At 60.4% G+C, this 14,313-nt stretch carries 12 protein-coding genes; 11 read left to right on the forward strand and 1 reads right to left on the reverse strand.

The window, feature by feature from the left end; translation table 11 throughout:
* Positions 1 to 33: 33 nt before the first annotated feature.
* Positions 34 to 1,128, reverse strand: coding sequence for a tRNA epoxyqueuosine(34) reductase QueG (gene queG / locus AC4ANE_RS02950; protein WP_002551814.1), 1,095 nt, complete (start codon positions 1,126 to 1,128; stop codon positions 34 to 36).
* Positions 1,129 to 1,191: 63 nt separating this feature from the next.
* Here queG and AC4ANE_RS02955 point away from each other — a divergent pair, with 63 nt between their 5' ends.
* The 11 genes from AC4ANE_RS02955 (at position 1,192) to AC4ANE_RS03005 (ending at position 14,142) form a co-directional block, all read left to right on the forward strand.
* Complete coding sequence (locus AC4ANE_RS02955; RefSeq protein WP_460408689.1) at positions 1,192 to 2,682, forward strand: NAD(P)H-hydrate dehydratase; 1,491 nt, start codon at positions 1,192 to 1,194, stop codon at positions 2,680 to 2,682.
* 29 nt (positions 2,683 to 2,711) lie between these two features.
* A complete protein-coding gene (gene tsaE, locus AC4ANE_RS02960; RefSeq protein ID WP_220273530.1) occupies positions 2,712 to 3,140 on the forward strand; it encodes a tRNA (adenosine(37)-N6)-threonylcarbamoyltransferase complex ATPase subunit type 1 TsaE in 429 nt (142 codons plus the stop codon).
* Positions 3,141 to 3,142: 2 nt separating this feature from the next.
* Positions 3,143 to 4,573, forward strand: coding sequence for an N-acetylmuramoyl-L-alanine amidase (locus AC4ANE_RS02965; RefSeq protein ID WP_199523490.1), 1,431 nt, complete (start codon positions 3,143 to 3,145; stop codon positions 4,571 to 4,573).
* Positions 4,570 to 6,516, forward strand: coding sequence for a DNA mismatch repair endonuclease MutL (mutL, locus tag AC4ANE_RS02970; RefSeq protein WP_002551818.1), 1,947 nt, complete (start codon positions 4,570 to 4,572; stop codon positions 6,514 to 6,516). The genes AC4ANE_RS02965 and mutL overlap by 4 nt, the downstream gene beginning before the upstream one ends.
* The gene (gene miaA, locus AC4ANE_RS02975; RefSeq protein WP_031594762.1) at positions 6,517 to 7,488 is read left to right on the forward strand and encodes a tRNA (adenosine(37)-N6)-dimethylallyltransferase MiaA; all 972 of its coding nucleotides are present in this window, start codon (positions 6,517 to 6,519) and stop codon (positions 7,486 to 7,488) included.
* A gap of 91 nt (positions 7,489 to 7,579) precedes the next feature.
* Complete coding sequence (gene hfq, locus AC4ANE_RS02980) at positions 7,580 to 7,840, forward strand: RNA chaperone Hfq (protein WP_002551819.1); 261 nt, start codon at positions 7,580 to 7,582, stop codon at positions 7,838 to 7,840.
* 12 nt (positions 7,841 to 7,852) lie between these two features.
* Complete coding sequence (gene hflX / locus AC4ANE_RS02985) at positions 7,853 to 9,154, forward strand: ribosome rescue GTPase HflX (protein WP_002551820.1); 1,302 nt, start codon at positions 7,853 to 7,855, stop codon at positions 9,152 to 9,154.
* Between the two features lie 96 nt (positions 9,155 to 9,250).
* The gene (gene hflK / locus AC4ANE_RS02990) at positions 9,251 to 10,468 is read left to right on the forward strand and encodes an FtsH protease activity modulator HflK (protein ID WP_060411614.1); all 1,218 of its coding nucleotides are present in this window, start codon (positions 9,251 to 9,253) and stop codon (positions 10,466 to 10,468) included.
* Positions 10,468 to 11,337: a protease modulator HflC gene (hflC, locus tag AC4ANE_RS02995; protein ID WP_002551822.1), complete on the forward strand. Its 870-nt coding sequence runs from the start codon at positions 10,468 to 10,470 to the stop codon at positions 11,335 to 11,337. The genes hflK and hflC overlap by 1 nt, the downstream gene beginning before the upstream one ends.
* 270 nt (positions 11,338 to 11,607) lie before the next feature.
* Complete coding sequence (locus AC4ANE_RS03000; protein ID WP_002551823.1) at positions 11,608 to 12,795, forward strand: ATP phosphoribosyltransferase regulatory subunit; 1,188 nt, start codon at positions 11,608 to 11,610, stop codon at positions 12,793 to 12,795.
* A gap of 54 nt (positions 12,796 to 12,849) precedes the next feature.
* A complete protein-coding gene (locus AC4ANE_RS03005) occupies positions 12,850 to 14,142 on the forward strand; it encodes an adenylosuccinate synthase (protein ID WP_002551824.1) in 1,293 nt (430 codons plus the stop codon).
* Positions 14,143 to 14,313: the final 171 nt, after the last annotated feature.

A 14,313-nucleotide genomic window follows, 5' to 3' on the forward strand; every position in this document is an offset into this window, starting at 1 on the left:
CAAGTTAAGCGTCGCCCGGCCCGCTCAGACGCGTTAGCCCCCTGCGTCTGCCACCCCATGCCTCTGCAGCGCCCATTCCACATGCTCCCTGACCAGTTCCGAGGGATAGTCGCGCCGTGCGTGCAGGGCTTCGATCACCGGGATGGTGGAGGGCGCGTTGCCCAGTCCGACAGCCAGATTGCGTAGCCAGCGTTCGTACCCGGCGCGGCGCAGGGGCGAGCCCTCTGTACTGCTGAGGAATTTGTCTTCATCCCATAAAAACAGCTCGGCCAGCCCTGCGTTGTCCAGGTTGTGGCGCGGCTGGAAATCGCTCTGCTCGGTTGGCCGTGCAAAGCGGTTCCACGGGCAGACAATCTGGCAATCGTCGCAACCGAACACCCGATTGCCGATCAAGGGCCGCAGCTCTTCGGGGATCGCAGTCTTGAGCTCGATGGTCAGGTAGGAAATACAGCGCCGTGCGTCCAGCACATAAGGCCCGACAAAGGCCGCCGTCGGGCAGATGTCCAGGCAGGCCGTGCAGCGCCCGCAATGTTCAGTCGCATGCGGCGCATCGACCGGCAGCGGGATGTCGACAAACAGCTCGCCGAGAAAGAAAAAGCTTCCCGCCTTGCGGTTGAGCACCAGCGTATTCTTGCCGATCCAGCCGAGCCCGGCCTGTTCGGCAATCGCCTTTTCCAGCACTGGCGCGCTGTCCACGAACGCCCGAAAACCAAACGGCCCGATGGCCTGCTGAATGCGCTCGGCCAGTTGCTGCAAGCGCTTGCGGATCAGCTTGTGATAGTCACGGCCCAGGGCATAGCGTGACACATAGGCTTTTTCCGGTTCTGTCAGGCGCTGGGCCATCTCGGTGTCGCCGGGCAGATAGTCCATGCGCAGCGACACCACGCGCAACGTTCCCGGCACCAGCTCTTCCGGATGGGAACGTTTACTGCCGTGGGCTACCATATAGTCCATTTCGCCGTGATAGCCTGCATCGAGCCAGCGTTGCAGGTGCTGCTCGTGCTCTGCCAGGTCCAGGCCGCTGATCCCCACTTCCTGAAAGCCCAGCTCACGCCCCCATGCCTTGATTGAGACGGCAAGGGCGGCGAGATCATCGGAAGTGGGAAGTACAGCAGTAATAGCGGACATGCGCAGAGAGAAACCGGGGCCAAGGTGCGTATAATTCTGCCAGACATCGGAGCCTATAGACGCATGTTCGACACGAAACCTCATTTACCCGACGCGCTGTACAGCGCCGCGCAGGTCCGCGACCTTGATGCACGGCTGATTGCTGCCGGTACGCCAGGCCTGGAATTGATGCTGCGCGCTGCCCAGGCGCTATGGCGGACGATACCCCGACGCTGGCCGCAGGCCAATGAACTGACCGTGCTGGCCGGGCGTGGCAACAATGCCGGTGACGGGTATCTGGTGGCCGCGCTGGCGCACAAGGCAGGCTGGCAAGTCAGGGTGCTGGCTGTCGGCGACCCGGCTGCATTGAGCGGTGATGCCGCTTCGGCGCACGCGGCGGCTTCCGGCATCGACACTCAGGTATGGGCCGGACAGCCGCTGACCGGCGTGGTGCTGGATGCCTTGCTCGGTACCGGGCTCAATGGCGAAGTGCGCGAGCCCTACGTTTCGGCCATCAAGGCGATCAATGCCAGCGGCATGCCGGTCGCCGCCGTGGACATCCCGTCGGGCTTGAGTGCAGACACCGGCCAAGCGCTGGGCGTGGCGGTGCGTGCCGATGTGACCGTTACCTTCATAGGCCTCAAACTGGGCTTGTTGACGGGCGATGCGGCGGACCTGGTGGGCGAGCTGGTGTTTGATGATTTACGCGCCGACCCTGCGCTGGTTGCGCAGGTGCCGGTCAGCGCGAAGCGTCTGAGCGCATCCAGTCTGCCGACGCTGGCATCGCGTCCGCGTACTGCACATAAAGGCATGTTCGGCCGGGTGCTTGTCATTGGTGGCGATCACGGTTTCGGCGGTGCTGCCTTGCTCAGCGCCGAAAGCGCCCTGCGCAGCGGGGCAGGCATGCTGACGCTGGCGACCCGCGCCGAACATATTCCGGCCGCCTTGACGCGCATGCCGGAAATCATGAGTGCGGCCATTCGCTCGGCGAACCAGTTGATGGCGTTGATCGAGCCGGCCAGCGTATTGGTGGTCGGTCCGGGGCTGGGGCAGGCCGCCTGGGGGCGTAGTTTGCTGTCGGCTGCCGCCAACGCCGAGCGGCCTCAGGTTTGGGATGCCGATGCTCTGAATATGCTGGCCGCCGGGGCGGTGAGCCTGCCCAAAGGCTGCGTCATCACTCCGCATCCGGGAGAGGCCGCGCGTTTGCTGGGCGTCGGCATCAAAGACATTCAGGCTGACCGGGCCGCTGCTGTGCGGGCGCTGGCGCGCAAGTTCGATACAGTTTGCGTGCTCAAGGGCTCTGGCAGCCTGATCGCCGATGCGAGCGGACAACTGGCGTTGTGCGACCGCGGTCATCCGGCCATGGCCACCGCCGGACTGGGGGACGTGCTGGCCGGGTTGATCGGTGCGCTGCTGGCGCAGCATCTGACGCCATTCGATGCGGCCTGTCTGGCGGTGTGGCTGCATGCAAGCGCCGGTCAGAAAGTCGGTGAATACGGTCGCGGGCTGGCGGCCAGCGATATTATTCCTGCCATTCGTCAGTTATTGGAGGAGCTGCAACCGTGTCTGATTTAACGCTGCATGTGGTTGGCGAAGAGGCCATGATGAATTTTGGTGCACGCCTGGCCGCAGTTACCGAAGGCGTGGGCGTCATCTTTCTCGATGGCGATCTGGGCGCTGGAAAAACCACTCTTTCGCGGGGAATGATTCGCGGGTTCGGGCATGCCGGGGCTGTCAAGAGTCCTACTTTCACGCTGGTCGAGCCCTACGAAATAGGTGCCATACGGGTCTTTCACTTTGACCTTTATCGTCTGGTCGATCCCGAAGAGCTTGAGTACATGGGGGTGCGTGATTACTTCGACGGCGATGCACTTTGTCTGATTGAATGGCCCCAGCGTGGTGCAGGCTTTTTGCCAAAGCCTGACCTGACCATTACCATTGGCCCGCACGGAGAAGGTCGGTCCGTGATATTGAGCCCGCTGGGCTCGCGTGGCGAACGCTGGTGTGCCACTTTGGCTTTGGAATTCAAATAGATATGGGGTTAGGTATGCGCATGCGCGCGCTGGTTACTGTAGTTGGTCTGCTGCTGATGGCCCTGGCTGTCGAGGCGGTTGCCGCTACGCAAGTAAAAAGTGTCCGCTTATGGCGAGCACCGGACAACACACGTCTGGTATTCGACCTGTCCGGGCCTGTCCAGCACAGCGTATTCACCCTGACTTCGCCTGATCGTCTGGTGATCGATATCAATGGCGCGACACTCGGTGGCCCGTTGAATGTCTCGACAGCCAATACGCCGATCAACAGCATGCGCTCTGCCCAGCGCACGCCGACGGATCTGCGCGTGGTCATCGATCTGAAAAAGGCGGTGACGCCCAAAAGCTTCACGCTTGCGCCGAACCAGCAGTACGGCAACCGTCTGGTGGTCGACCTGTTCGATAACGCCGCCGATGCCAACCCGACACCGGTGATCCCGGATACCGCGGCCAATACCGCGCCCGCTGTCCCGGTCAGCCCGGCCAAGCCTGAAATCAAGCTGACCCCGGTGCCCAATGGCAAGCGCGACATTGTCGTGGTGATCGATGCCGGGCACGGCGGTGAAGACCCGGGTGCCTCCGGCGGTGCCGGGCAGAAAGAGAAAAACGTGGTGCTGTCGATCGCCAAGGAGCTGCAGCGCCAGGTCAATGCCGAGAAAGGCTATCGCGCCGAACTGACGCGGACCGGTGACTACTTTATTCCGTTGCGCAAACGTACCGAGATCGCCCGCGCCAAGGGGGCCGACCTGTTTGTGTCCATTCACGCTGACGCTGCGCCGTCCACGGCGGCGTTTGGCGCTTCGGTGTTCGCCTTGTCTGATCGCGGTGCGACCTCCGAAACCGCACGCTGGCTGGCGGACAGTGAAAACCGTTCCGACCTGATCGGTGGTGCCGGTGCGGTAAGCCTTGATGACAAGGACCGCATGCTCGCCGGGGTGTTGCTGGACTTGTCCATGACCGCTTCGCTGTCTTCTAGCCTGAACGTCGGCCAGAAGGTGCTGAGCAATATTGGCCGCGTCACCTCGCTGCACAAATCGCGCGTCGAGCAGGCGGGCTTCATGGTGCTCAAGTCGCCGGATATCCCGTCGATTCTGGTAGAAACCGGCTTTATCTCCAACGCCAACGAAGCCAACAAGCTCAGTTCTGCGTCGCACCAGCAGGCGTTGGCGCGTTCGATCAATTCCGGGGTGAAGCAGTTCTTCCAGCAGAACCCGCCACAGGGCACTTATATTGCCTGGCTGCGTGACAACGGCAAGCTGGCCCAAGGGCCACGCAACCATGTGGTCCGCTCCGGCGAAACCCTGGCCATGCTCGCAGCGCGCTATGACATGAACATTGCCACGCTGCGCAGCGCCAACAATCTGAAAAGCGATGAACTGAAGATTGGCCAGGATCTGCGCATTCCAAGTTCCGAGGTGGCGACTCAGCAATGACCGATCTTCTGCTCGACGGCACCGAAGCCGATAACGCTCAGACTGTCCTGAACGCTGCGCGCATCGAATTGCTCAGTCCGCGTCTGGCCAACCAGATTGCGGCCGGCGAAGTCGTCGAGCGTCCAGCGTCGGTTATCAAGGAGCTGCTGGAAAACAGCCTTGACTCCGGCGCGCGGCGCATTGATGTCGATGTCGAGCAGGCCGGTATCAAGTTGTTGAAAGTGCGTGACGATGGCGGCGGTATTTCCTCGGATGACCTGCCGCTGGCGCTGGCGCGACATGCCACCAGCAAGATTCGCGATCTGGAGGACCTCGAGCGCGTCATGAGCCTCGGTTTTCGCGGCGAAGCGCTGGCTTCGATCAGCTCCGTGGCGCGCCTGACGCTGACCTCGCGCACCCGCGACGCCGATCAGGCCTGGCAGGTGGAAACCGAAGGCCGTGACATGGCACCGCGCGTTCAGCCGGCAGCGCATCCGGTAGGCACATCCGTTGAAGTGCGCGACCTGTTCTTCAACACGCCTGCCCGACGCAAGTTTCTCAAGGCCGAAAAAACCGAATTCGATCACCTGCAGGAAGTCATCAAACGTATGGCGCTGGCGCGTTTCGACGTGGCCTTCCATTTGCGTCACAACGGCAAGACCATGTTGAGCCTGCATGAAGCGCATGACGATACCGCCCGAGCGCGGCGTGTCTCGGCCATTTGCGGGCCGGGCTTCCTGGAGCAGGCGTTACCCATTGAGATCGAGCGCAATGGCCTTCATCTGTGGGGCTGGGTAGGGCTGCCGACATTTTCGCGCAGCCAGGCAGACCTGCAATATTTCTTCGTAAACGGGCGTGCGGTGCGCGACAAACTGGTCGCTCATGCGGTGCGTCAGGCGTATCGCGACGTGCTGTTCAACGGCCGTCACCCCACGTTCGTGCTGTTTTTCGAGGTCGACCCGGCCGCTGTGGACGTCAACGTTCACCCGACCAAGCATGAAGTACGCTTCCGCGACGGGCGCATGGTGCACGACTTTCTTTACGGCACCCTGCACCGTGCATTGGGTGATGTGCGTCCGGAAAACCAGCTGGGTGGCAGCGTACCGGTCGCCGCCGAGCCTCGGCCTACCGGACCTGAGGCCGGTGAGTTCGGGCCGCAGGGTGAAATGCGTCTGGCCAACAACGTGCTGGAACAGCCGCAGGGCGAGCCTTTTGCCCGGCCTGCTGCCGGTGGCGGCGCTGGCAGCGGTTATCAGTATCAATATACGCCTCGGCCCACCTCTGGCGTGCCGGTGGCCGAAGCGCAAAGCGCCTACCGTGAATTCTTCGCACCGCTGCCCAGTGCAGCGTCCTCGTCGCTGCCGGAGTCGCCCGGCGATATTCCGCCGCTGGGTTATGCGCTGGCGCAGCTCAAAGGTATCTACATCCTCGCTGAAAACGCTCACGGGCTGGTGCTGGTGGACATGCACGCCGCCCACGAGCGAATCATGTATGAGCGCCTGAAAATAGCGATGGCCAATGAAGGCCTGAGTGGCCAGCCGTTGCTGGTGCCCGAATCTCTCGCGGTCAGCCAGCGTGAAGCGGACTGCGCTGAAGAACATATCGCGACGTTTCAGCGCCTGGGCTTCGAGCTGCAGCGGCTTGGCCCGGAAACCCTGGCGATCCGCCAGATCCCTGCGTTGCTCAAGCAGGCCGAGGCCAATCGGCTGGTCAGCGATGTGCTGGCGGATCTGATGGAGTACGGCACCAGCGACCGGGTGCAGGCACACATGAACGAGTTGCTCGGGACCATGGCCTGTCATGGCGCGATTCGCGCCAATCGGCGTCTGGCCATCCCGGAAATGAACGGCCTGTTGCGTGACATGGAAAACACCGAACGCAGCGGGCAATGCAACCACGGTCGTCCTACCTGGACCCAGATGGGTCTCAATGACCTGGATAAATTATTCCTGCGCGGTCAATGAATGAATGCTTTACCTCCGGCCATCTTTCTCATGGGGCCTACCGCCGCAGGCAAGACCGACCTTGCGATAGAACTGAGCAAAGTGCTGCCTTGTGAGCTGATCAGCGTCGATTCGGCGTTGGTCTATCGCGGCATGGACATCGGCACCGCCAAGCCTTCGAAAGCACAGCTGGCTGAATATCCACACCGTCTGATCGACATCCTCGACCCGGCGCAAAGCTACTCCGCAGCCGATTTTCGCAGTGACGCCCTGGCGGCCATGGCGGAAATTACCGCGCGCGGAAATATTCCTTTGCTGGTCGGCGGCACTATGTTGTATTTCAAGGCTCTATTGCACGGGTTGGCGGATATGCCGGCTGCCGATGCGCAGGTAAGGGCACAGCTTGAAGCTGATGCACAGGCCTATGGCTGGCAGTCATTGCACGATCAATTGGCGGTGGTCGACCCCGTTTCGGCGGCGCGCATTCACCCCAATGATCCGCAACGACTGATCAGGGCGCTCGAGGTGTATCGGGTCAGCGGAATGAGCATGACGGCACACCGCGAGCAACAAACTGCGCAAAGTACCGAAGCGGCGGCATCAGGGCGTCAGCAATTGCCCTATACTGTCGCGAACCTTGCCATCGCTCCGGCTGATCGCAAGGTGCTGCACCAACGCATCGCGCTACGTTTTGAGCAAATGCTGGATCAGGGGTTTCTGGACGAAGTACTGGCATTGCGCTCAAGAGGCGACCTGCATTCCGGGTTGCCCTCGATAAGAGCCGTCGGTTATCGCCAGGTCTGGGATCACCTGGATGGGAAGCTGACGCGGGATGAAATGCAGGAACGCGTCATTATTGCAACGCGCCAGTTGGCCAAAAGGCAGTTCACCTGGCTACGCAGCTGGGAGGATTTGCACTGGCTGGACAGTCTGGCCAGCGACAATCTGTCGCGCGCCTTGAAATACCTGGGATCGGTCTCCATATTGAGCTGAGTCCCTGCAATAGCCGTCTATCCTTGGGGGGTGGCCGGTAAGCCAATCGAATTCGATTTATTATTTATTGATCCTTAAAGGAGTGCGGCACATGTCAAAAGGGCATTCGCTACAAGACCCTTACTTGAATACCTTGCGAAAAGAGAAGGTCGGGGTATCGATCTACCTGGTCAACGGTATCAAGCTGCAGGGCACGATCGAGTCTTTCGACCAGTTCGTCATTTTGCTGAAGAATACTGTCAGCCAGATGGTCTACAAACACGCCATTTCCACCGTCGTACCGGTTCGCCCGATTCGCCTTCCCAGCGCTACCGACGCTGACGGCGCAGACGCCGAGCCAGGTAACGCCTGATAGGAGTCTGCCTTGTTCTTTGAGCGCCACAGTGGTGGTGAACGTGCAATTCTCGTTCATCTGGATGGTCAGGACCCTGAGGCGCGCGAAGATCCGCAGGAGTTTCAGGAGCTGGCCATATCGGCCGGTGCCGATACCGTTGCGTTTATCAACGTGCCGCGTCATCGGCCATCGGCCAAATACCTGATTGGCTCTGGCAAGGTCGAGGAGCTTCGCGACCAGGTCAAGGCCGAACAGGCTGATCTCGTTATCTTCAATCACACCCTCACGCCCAGTCAGGAACGTAACCTCGAACGCGTTTTCGAGTGTCGCGTGCTTGATCGTACGGGGTTGATCCTCGATATTTTTGCGCAGCGCGCACGTACCCACGAAGGCAAGCTTCAGGTCGAACTGGCCCAGCTTGAGCATATGAGTACGCGTCTGGTCCGTGGCTGGACTCACCTTGAGCGTCAGAAAGGTGGTATCGGCCTGCGCGGTCCTGGGGAAACCCAGCTCGAAACCGACCGACGTCTTCTGCGGGTTCGCCTGCGGCAGATCAAAGGGCGGCTGGAGAAGGTTCGCAGCCAGCGCGATCAGGCACGTCGTGGACGCCGCCGCGCCGACATCCCTTCGGTTTCACTGGTGGGCTATACCAACGCCGGCAAATCGACCCTTTTCAACTCGGTGACCGATTCGGATGTGTTTGCGGCGGACCAGCTGTTCGCCACGCTCGATCCGACCTTGCGTCGTCTGCAGCTCGATGACCTGGGGCCTATCGTGCTGGCCGATACCGTAGGCTTCATTCGCCATCTGCCGCACAAACTGGTAGAAGCGTTTCGAGCGACGCTTGAAGAGTCGAGCAACTCCGATTTACTGCTGCATGTGATCGACTCCCACGAGCCTGACCGCATGTCGCAGATCGAACAGGTCATGGCTGTGCTCGGTGAGATCGGTGCCGAGGGCTTGCCGATCCTTGAGGTCTATAACAAACTCGATCTGCTTGAAGGCGTGGAGCCTCAGATACAGCGGGATGCCGATGGCAAGCCGCAGCGTGTCTGGGTGTCTGCCCGTGATGGTCGAGGGCTTGATCTGCTCAAGCAGGCTATCGCCGAACTGCTCGGCGACGACCTGTTTGTAGGCACGCTGCTTTTGCCTCAGAGTCTTGCCCGGCTGCGCGCCCAGTTTTTCGAATTGGGTGCGGTGCAGAGCGAAACGCATGACGAGGAAGGTGCCAGCGTGTTGGCCGTACGACTGCCGCGCGTTGAACTCAATCGACTGGTGAGTCGCGAAGGATTGCAGCCGCTGGAGTTCATCGAGCAACACACTTTGCAATAAAAGCACGAGAAAGCCGTTGTACGGCTTTCGCGAGCATTCTGTAGCATTGGTCGGCGCGCCGCGGGCGCGTCTTTGCTTTATCAGATGGAGAGCGCTATGGCTTGGAATGAGCCGGGTGGCAACTCGAATAATCAAGATCCCTGGGGTGGCAAACGCCGTGGCGGCGACCGCAAGGGACCACCTGATCTCGACGAGGCCTTCCGTAAGCTGCAGGAAAGCCTGAAGGGGTTGTTCGGCGGCGGTAACAAACGCGGCAGCGATGGCGGCGGCAGTGGTGGCGGTTCAGGCAAGGGCGGTGGCTTTGGCTTGCTCGGTATCGGCCTGGTCGTGCTCGTCGCTTTCTGGCTCTACAGCGCTATCTATGTTGTTGACGAGCAGGAGCAGGCTGTCGTGCTGCGTTTCGGTCAATACCACGAAACCGTAGGGCCGGGTCTCAACATCTACTTCCCGCCGTTCGATCGCAAGTACATGGAAAACGTGACTCGCGAGCGAGCCTACAGCAAGCAGGGCCAGATGCTCACCGAAGACGAGAACATCGTCGAAGTGCCACTGACCGTGCAATACAAGATCAGCAACCTGCAAGACTTCGTCCTGAACGTCGACCAGCCTGAGATCAGCCTGCAGCACGCCACTGAAAGTGCGCTGCGCCATGTCGTGGGTTCCACGGCAATGGATCAGGTGCTGACTGAAGGTCGTGAACTGATGGCCAGCGAAATCAAGGAGCGTCTGCAACGCTTCCTCGATACCTACCGTACCGGCATCACCGTCACTCAGGTCAACGTACAGAGCGCCGCGGCACCGCGTGAAGTTCAGGAAGCCTTCGATGACGTGATCCGCGCCCGTGAAGACGAGCAGCGTGCGCGTAACCAGGCTGAAAGCTATGCCAATGGCGTGATTCCGGAAGCCCGTGGTCAGGCTCAGCGCATCCTTGAAGATGCCAACGGCTACCGCGATGAAGTCGTTTCCCGCGCCAAGGGTGAGGCGGATCGCTTTACCAAACTGGTTGCCGAGTACCGCAAGGCTCCTGAAGTTACCCGCCAGCGTCTGTATCTGGACACCATGCAGGAAGTCTTCAGCAATACCAGCAAGGTTCTCGTGACCGGCGACAAGGGGCAGAACAATCTGCTTTATCTGCCGCTCGACAAGATGATCGAGAGCAGCCGCAGCAGTAACGGCAATGGCTCCAATTCAGGTACGCCATCGCAGTCGGCTAATGATGCTGCCGCTGCTGCCGCTGCTGCCGCTGCTGCCGCCGCTGCCCGGGCGAATGAGGCTCAGCAGCGTGGTGAAGTACGTACCAGGGAGACTCGCTGATGAGTAACAAATCACTGATCACCCTTATTGTCGGCGTGGTACTGGCAGTCATCGCCTGGAACAGCTTCTACATAGTGTCCCAGACCGAGCGCGCGGTTCTGCTGCAATTCGGTCGTGTGGTCCAGGCGGACGTTCAGCCAGGTCTGCATGTGAAGGTTCCTTATGTGAACCAGGTGCGCAAGTTCGACGGTCGTTTGCTGACCCTCGATGCACCGACCCAGCGTTTCCTGACGCTGGAAAAGAAAGCGGTCATGGTCGATGCCTACGCCAAGTGGCGTGTGAAGGACGCGGAGCGTTTCTACACCGCGACTTCCGGCCTCAAGCAGATCGCCGACGAGCGTCTTTCGCGTCGTCTGGAATCCGGCCTGCGTGACCAGTTCGGCAAGCGCACCCTGCACGAAGTCGTGTCGGGTGAGCGTGATGCGCTGATGGCTGATATCACCGGTTCGCTGAACCGCATGGCCGAGAAAGAGCTGGGTATCGAAGTTGTCGATGTCCGGGTCAAGGCCATCGATCTGCCGAAGGAAGTGAATCGCAGCGTTTTCGAGCGTATGAGCACCGAGCGTGAGCGTGAAGCCCGCGAGCATCGTGCCAAGGGTAACGAGCTGGCTGAAGGCATTCGTGCCGACGCCGATCGTCAGCGTCGTGTGTTGCTGGCAGAAGCCTATCGCGAGTCGGAAGAAGCGCGTGGTGATGGTGATGCCCAGGCTGCCGCGATCTACTCCAAGGCGTATGGTCAGGATCAGGAGTTCTACGCGTTTTATCGTAGCCTGCGTGCCTACCGTGAAAGCTTTGCGAACAAGAGCGACGTGATGGTGCTTGATCCGAACAGCGAATTCTTTCGCTATCTGGAAAAAGCCAAGCCGTAATTAATCACCCGCCGGGCGGCAAAACCGCCCGGTGGGGTGAACGTACGGTGAAACGTGTGTATCATGCGGCAGCCGGGAAATTCCCGGCTTTTTTGCGTCTGCACGATTGATTGGCCGTATCTGAATCAGAACGCGGCAAGATTTTTCGAGGAAAGTGGTCTGCAAGACCTGTCTCGGGCATTTGTCGTGCCCGTCATACAGCGCACCACTTTCTGCTTCACTCAAGGCTGGCCTGTAGGCTGGCCGCCTGGATCACAGGGGAATGGCGTAATGGCAACGGTCGACCGCTGGCTGCTACCAGATGGCATCGAAGAAGTACTGCCACCGGAAGCGGCGCGCATTGAAGTAGCGCGCCGTCAGGTGTTGGATCTGTTTCAGAGCTGGGGCTATGAGTTCGTCGTCACCCCGCATATCGAGTATCTCGAATCCCTGCTGACTGGCGCGGGTTCGGATCTGGACCTGCGCACCTTCAAGGTTATCGACCCGCAATCGGGCCGGCAGATGGGCTTTCGCGCCGACATCACGCCGCAGGTTGCACGCATCGATGCTCACACCCTCAAGCGTGAAGGTCCGAGCCGTCTGTGCTATGCGGGCAGCGTTCTGCACGCCCAGCCGCGCGCACTGTCCTCCTCGCGCAGCCCCATTCAACTGGGCGCCGAGCTGTACGGCGATGCCAGCCCGAGCAGTGACGTTGAAGTCATCAGCCTGATGCTGGCCATGTTGCAACTGGCCGATGTGCCGGACGTGCACATGGACCTTGGGCATGTCGGCATCTACCGTGGTCTGGCGCGTGCCGCTGGCCTGTCGGGAGAAGTCGAGCAGCAGTTGTTCGATGCACTGCAGCGCAAGGCTATTGATGAAGTGGTTGCCCTGACCGCCGATCTGCCGCAAGAGCTGGCTTCAATGCTGCGCGCGCTGGTTGATCTGTGTGGTGGTCGTGAGGTGCTGGATGCGGCGCGCGACCGTCTGGCTGGCGCACCTGCGCCGGTATTGGCTGCGCTGAATGATCTGCTGGCGATCGCCGAGCGTCTGGCTGCGCGTTTCCCGCAGTTGCCGCTGTACTTCGATCTCGGCGAGCTGCGTGGCTATCACTACCACACCGGTGTGGTTTTTGCGGTGTTCGTGCCTGGCGTGGGCCAGTCGATCGCGCAGGGCGGTCGTTACGATGACATCGGCGCCGACTTCGGCCGCGCCCGTCCGGCGACCGGCTTTTCTACCGACCTGAAAACCCTGGTTACCCTGGGGCAGGCAGAAATCGTCTTACCGTCTGGTGGCATCTGGGTGCCGGACAGTACGGATGCGGCACTCTGGCAGCAGGTTTGCCAGTTGCGCAGTGAAGGTCAGCGTGTGGTTCAGGCATTGCCTGGGCAGCAGGCGAGCGCCGCGCGTGAAGCCGACTGTGACCGGCAATTGATTCAGCATGGCGAGCACTGGCAGGTAATGCCGCTGGCTTCTTGAGTATTCCTGCCGGCCGCCGCCGGCACCAAGTTTGCGTGAATGAGGACAAGTGTTATGGGTAAGAATGTCGTAGTCCTGGGCACTCAATGGGGTGATGAGGGCAAAGGCAAGATCGTTGATCTGCTGACCGAACATGCTACCGCCGTAGTTCGCTATCAGGGTGGCCACAACGCTGGTCACACACTGGTGATCGACGGTGAGAAAACCGTATTGCACCTGATTCCGTCCGGTGTACTGCGCGAAGGCGTGCAGTGCCTGATCGGTAACGGTGTAGTGGTTGCTCCAGACGCGCTCCTGCGCGAAATCATCAAGCTGGAAGAGAAAGGCATTCCAGTGCGTGAGCGTCTGCGCATCAGCCCGTCCTGCCCGCTGATCCTGTCGTACCATGTTGCACTGGACCAGGCGCGTGAAAAAGCCCGCGGCGAATTCAAGATCGGCACCACCGGTCGTGGTATCGGCCCGGCTTACGAAGACAAGGTTGCGCGTCGCGGTCTGCGCATTGGCGACCTGTTCCATCGCGAACGCTTCGCGGCCAAGCTGGGCGAGCTGCTCGACTACCACAACTTCGTGCTGGTCAATTACTACAAAGAGCCTGCCATCGACTTCCAGAAGACACTCGACGAGTGCATGGAATACGCCGATCTGCTCAAGCCGCTGATGCTCGACGTCACCGCTGCGCTGCATGAGATGCGTCGCGACGGCAAGGACATTATGTTCGAAGGTGCCCAGGGTTCGTTGCTGGACATCGACCACGGTACTTATCCGTACGTCACCAGCTCCAACACCACTGCTGGCGGTATCGCTACCGGTTCGGGTTTTGGTCCGATGTACCTGGATTACATTCTGGGCATTACCAAGGCTTACACCACGCGTGTGGGTTCGGGTCCGTTCCCGACCGAGCTGTTCGACGATGTCGGTGCTTTCCTGGCCAAGCGTGGTCATGAGTTCGGCGCTACCACCGGTCGCGCTCGTCGTTGCGGCTGGTTCGATGCCGTCATCCTGCGTCGCGCCATCGAAATCAACAGCATCTCGGGCCTGTGCCTGACCAAGCTGGACGTGCTTGACGGTCTTGAGACCATCAACATCTGCGTCGGCTACGAGAACGAAGAAGGCGCGGTCATCGACGCACCTACTGACGCCGACAGCTACCTGGGTCTGCGTCCGGTCTACGAGCAAATGCCTGGCTGGAGCGAATCCACGCTGGGTGCCAAGACCCTGGAAGAGTTGCCTGCAGCCGCTCGCGCCTACATCAAGCGCGTCGAAGAGCTGGTTGGCGCGCCTATCGATATCATTTCGACCGGTCCTGACCGTAACGAAACCATCGTGCTGCGTCACCCGTTCGGCTAATACTTCGCCGCGCTGTATCAAGAGGGCCGCGTTTGCGGCCCTTTTTGTTTTCAGCGTCCGCAGGATTCAATCGCGGCAAAAGTGAGACTTGTGTCACGGCACGGCGCTTGCTACAAAGATGACAGAAAAGTGCCATCATTTTAATGGCGCTGAGGGTGGAGGGATTCTCCT

The organism is Pseudomonas sp. Pme6b, assembly GCF_058129925.1.